At 41.9% G+C, this 4,121-nt stretch carries 2 protein-coding genes and 1 pseudogene; all 3 read left to right on the forward strand.

The features are described from left to right. Positions 1–190, forward strand: a pseudogene (locus AK963_RS35985) (IS630 family transposase); the annotation flags it as partial. Positions 191–730: 540 nt separating this feature from the next. Further along, positions 731–1,279, forward strand: coding sequence for a hypothetical protein (locus AK963_RS32535; RefSeq protein WP_139117679.1), 549 nt, complete (start codon positions 731–733; stop codon positions 1,277–1,279). Beyond that, positions 1,192–3,987 (forward strand): hypothetical protein, encoded by a 2,796-nt coding sequence (locus tag AK963_RS26235; protein WP_139117680.1) that lies wholly within the window; start codon positions 1,192–1,194, stop codon positions 3,985–3,987. Before AK963_RS32535 ends, AK963_RS26235 begins: the two co-directional genes overlap by 88 nt. The last annotated feature ends 134 nt before the right edge of the window (positions 3,988–4,121 follow it).

Raw genomic sequence — 4,121 nt, forward strand, 5'->3', positions numbered from 1 at the left:
ACCATTCGCACCGGAGTTAAACAGCTCAGAAAGGCTATGGGAGTGGATGCGGGAGCATGACTTATCAAACAAAGCATTTTCAGGTTATGAAAATATTGTAGATTGTTGCTGTGAAGCTTGGAATAACCTTTGCAGCGAAGCTGGTCGACTGTTCAGTCTGTGCTCCCGTGATTGGGCAGTTATACAGTAGTTAGAAAATTCAATTGGTATTACAAAATCAGGACATACCAATTCTAAATTAATTGAGAGAGTTTTTAGAATGCCATTCCCTCCTATGAGTGTAGTTACAAAGGCATATCATCCAGGAACTGAATCACCAAGGCTGTCTATGCCTCCTCACTCTAAAAGCGGCCATGTACAAAACCCAGCCCCGTTAAATCATAGAGCATTAATGTCCTACAGCATGAATCCATATCCTCTTCACAATACAGCCATTTCATCAAGGGGCATCCAGCCCGTTTCGTTAGTCCCGGGTCAGTTACTGCCTACCAGCCATTTAGCCGGTCAGATGGTTGCTCTAGAGTGTTCTGGAAATCAACCTGCTCCCAGTGCAGTGCCATTTCTGCAGCAACCTCCATGTAGCTTTAGCACACTGCCATATGCTAACAGGCCAGATCTTTGCAATGAAACAAGCCATCTGTTTCCTGAGCCCGCTGGGGCTGTTTCTTTAGTACCTGCACATCTTAATACAGCCGGTTTGCCCCTTTGTCATGTGGAGCAAGCCTTTTTAATGCATCAATCACCGAATACAGTATCATCTAATCACATAAATCCTTATAAAAATTGTGTCCCAGCATCTTCTTATCAAATACCAGGCTGGCTGCCTTCGAGCCTGGTTGAATTCAATGCTCATGAAAAAACACCGTATCAGGGGGTTGAGAGCAAGGCTGTGCAGCCAGAGGCAACCATGGCGAAAGCGGGTAGAGAAATAGCAGTAAAGAAAAAGGTCTATCTAGATCCCGAAGCAGCTGAATTTGTTCCAAAAGCACGTCAATGCTCTCAAAAGCAGACACCTCATACCGATGACAGGCAACAGGAAAAAGCTTTTGACAGTATCAATGGAGGTGCATCAGGCCCATCCAAAAAACTGCTGGTAAAGGAAAAAACACCAAACACCAGGAAGCCGATCCACACTAAAGCAAGCGGCCAGTCAATGATGGCTCAAGCTTATTACAGCGCACACCCGGTAAATTGCCAGTTGCTGCAAACTGCAATGCAGGTGATGTCAACCTGGCAGCGGGTGAAGCACCCTCCGAAGCTATGCAGCTTACGCAAGTAGAATACCCGGGAACTAATGAGGCTGGTACTGAATTAACGCCATCATCTGCCCCATGTGGGACAGGAGATTCCGGGGAGTCCTTTTCAGTTCAACAGGTACTTCAACTCAGGTACCCTGGGGCTATCAGAAAGACGCCAGATGCAGTCAAGCTGCTCTACCTCGACGGTTTCGATTTCCAGCAGAAAATTCGCATCAATGATAGTTTTGATAAAAAAGGTAACAAGGTAAAGCTTTCAACAAGTGAACTAAGAAAACAGCGCAGGGAATTGCAGAATCAGCTTAGGGATAGCAAAAGCTTGGTAAAAATACCTCCCTTACATAAAATAAAAGCGCTACCATCCGCAAAAATTCTTTTGGCTCCACCAACAACTCATGCAAACATTTATCCTCGCAGCAGCCAACTAAGCCAGGCTGCACTCTCATTAGATCCGGTTAAGTTTACAGAGAGGGAGAAAGTAAGAATGAGCCTGTCTGCTTACTTGGCATCCCATAAGCAGTCTGATGAAGAAATAAGCAAAATGAAAAAAATGGCCAAAACCAAAGAAGCAAGAGACTACATAGTAAGACTGGAAACTGATGATCTATGGAATCTGGACGTTTCAATTATGTATTATTATCCCTATTTCAAGCGAACACTTTTTACTCTGAAAGCGCCATTCATCAGACCGGTAGAAACGAGTTATTGCCGCCCAGAACTGTCCAATCAACCATTAGTGCAACAGGGATCAAAAGTTTTTGAGATGAGCTCGGATGAATTGGCCATACAGGAGACCCTCGATAGTCAACTAGTAGACCCGCCAATAACACTCTCTGCATTCGCAAAATCTCTGGACAAAAAGCTGAAACTGCAGGCTGGTGAAGACGAACCAGTGGATGTGCCGGAAACTTTTTCCAGGCAGTGCATTCAGTGGCATATACAATTTACCTGTGACCTTGTTTATAAAATGATTAAATTGTGCGAGGTGGATACACAGGATATTAGAGAGAGGCTTGCCAACACACTGGATGGACTTCTTGATAGCCTTAACGCATTATCTGGCCATATTGCTGAATTCCCTGACGAGTTCATAATGGTTACAGAGTCATTGTGCATCCTGCTGCAAAGTAGCCCACTTCAGCGTTTATTGACACTGCAGGAATCAGAAGTACCTGGCGAGATCAAGGAAGTCTGGCATAACTCTGTTAAACAACTGGAAGATATGATCCTGATGATACTTGTGAAATCATTACAGTACCCGGGACTCTTAAACAGCACTATGTGTCTCTTTAAAACAATATCTGAGCATAGAATATATCGAACGATACAAACAGATAGCAGCAAAGTATTCATTACTCGATTAGCCAGGGTTTCTTCAGAGATCGCCAAAAGTTTGTTAAGATCATTGACCAGTCACTTTCTGGATGACATCTCGACTCATGATCAGTTTATAGAGCAGATTAAAAGTTGTTGTTTGATACTCAATGAAGTAAATCTAAAGGTTATTCAGAAATACAATCCTGATCATACTGAGTCCCAGAATTTGGGAAATTCTATAAAAACACTTAATGAAGCATGTAAAGCTCGATTGAAAAAAAATGAGGAAGCGCGTCAAGCTTATATAGATGAACTTGAGAGTGAAAAAAATAATAAAAAAGAAATAATACGAGAAAATATGGAGAAAAGGAAACAGTCAAAACAGAAACGGGAAGCAAGAGAAAAAAGAAATAATCAGCTTAAAGAAGAAATTACCTCAGAGAGGTCTGAACCATTGGAGAAAAAAGAACAAGAATCTGATTATGCAAAACTTATTAATGATATGAGTAGCCGACTGCAATTGTTTAGCGAAAAGCTTGAGTATGGTGAAGACTATGAACATGAACTAAAAACAGTCGACAGTGAATTTCCTGAAACTCAGCAATCACCAGTACTTGCTGTCTGGGTGTTTGGAGATCTTGCCTATAACCTATGGAATAAGTGTATGGACCAGTTTAACCGAGCCATACTCTTTGTTGATAGGTACGAAAAAATGAGAATCTTCTGCGATGCTGCTTTTGAGGAAGCATCTAGACGACCGTGGGAACATGACTCTAAATGGCTCTATGATAGAGATCCAGATCAGCCGGTCAGTATAAGTAGCATCGATTTCCTTACAAAACTATCTGATCCAAAGCAGGTTCAAGCCCTAATCAAACGTGCATTTGAAAGCGTATCTCTATATGAGGTAGCCCTGAATCGAGCCAGAGATGCTACCCATCAACTGACTCAGGATATGATGGTAGATGCTGTCAATACAGAAAAAGGCATGCAATTGTATCACCTTCAGCAAAGGGTTGGTTTTATCATTGAAGAGATGAACGATGTAAAACAGTATCTGAAAAATCTACAACCAGTGCCGGGTATTTCTGATCTTTTATCAACAAGAAAGCAGCTTTTCAGAGTGCTTAAAACAAAAGGTATTACGGTAGGGCAGGCTGGTGGTACAGCAGGTAATCAGGACACTGACGTAAGAGACTCGCTTTATGAATTACTGCTGGAAAAATCCGAAAGTGAATGGAAAGTTGACAGTTCAGTTTGTGATATGCGTAATTCTGCCGAGCAGAAGCTGGAGAAAGTTATTAAAGGTTTTACAGAACTTAAACAGCGACTGGGAGCAGAAGACCTCGAAGACTATATGAAATGTGACTTAGACAGAACGATTTCTGGAAGTAGCCCGGTAGCTTGTGGATGAATCAAATCGGGAATGTAATTTAAATTGTGTAAACGCTTGTCGTTAATACTCCAAAATGGAGAATAACAATGAGCGTTGAAATCAACGAAAAACTGGTAGATCAAATAGCCAGTCAGATTAAAACTCAGGATGAT

The organism is Endozoicomonas atrinae, from assembly GCF_001647025.1.
GTDB lineage: Bacteria > Pseudomonadota > Gammaproteobacteria > Pseudomonadales > Endozoicomonadaceae > Endozoicomonas > Endozoicomonas atrinae.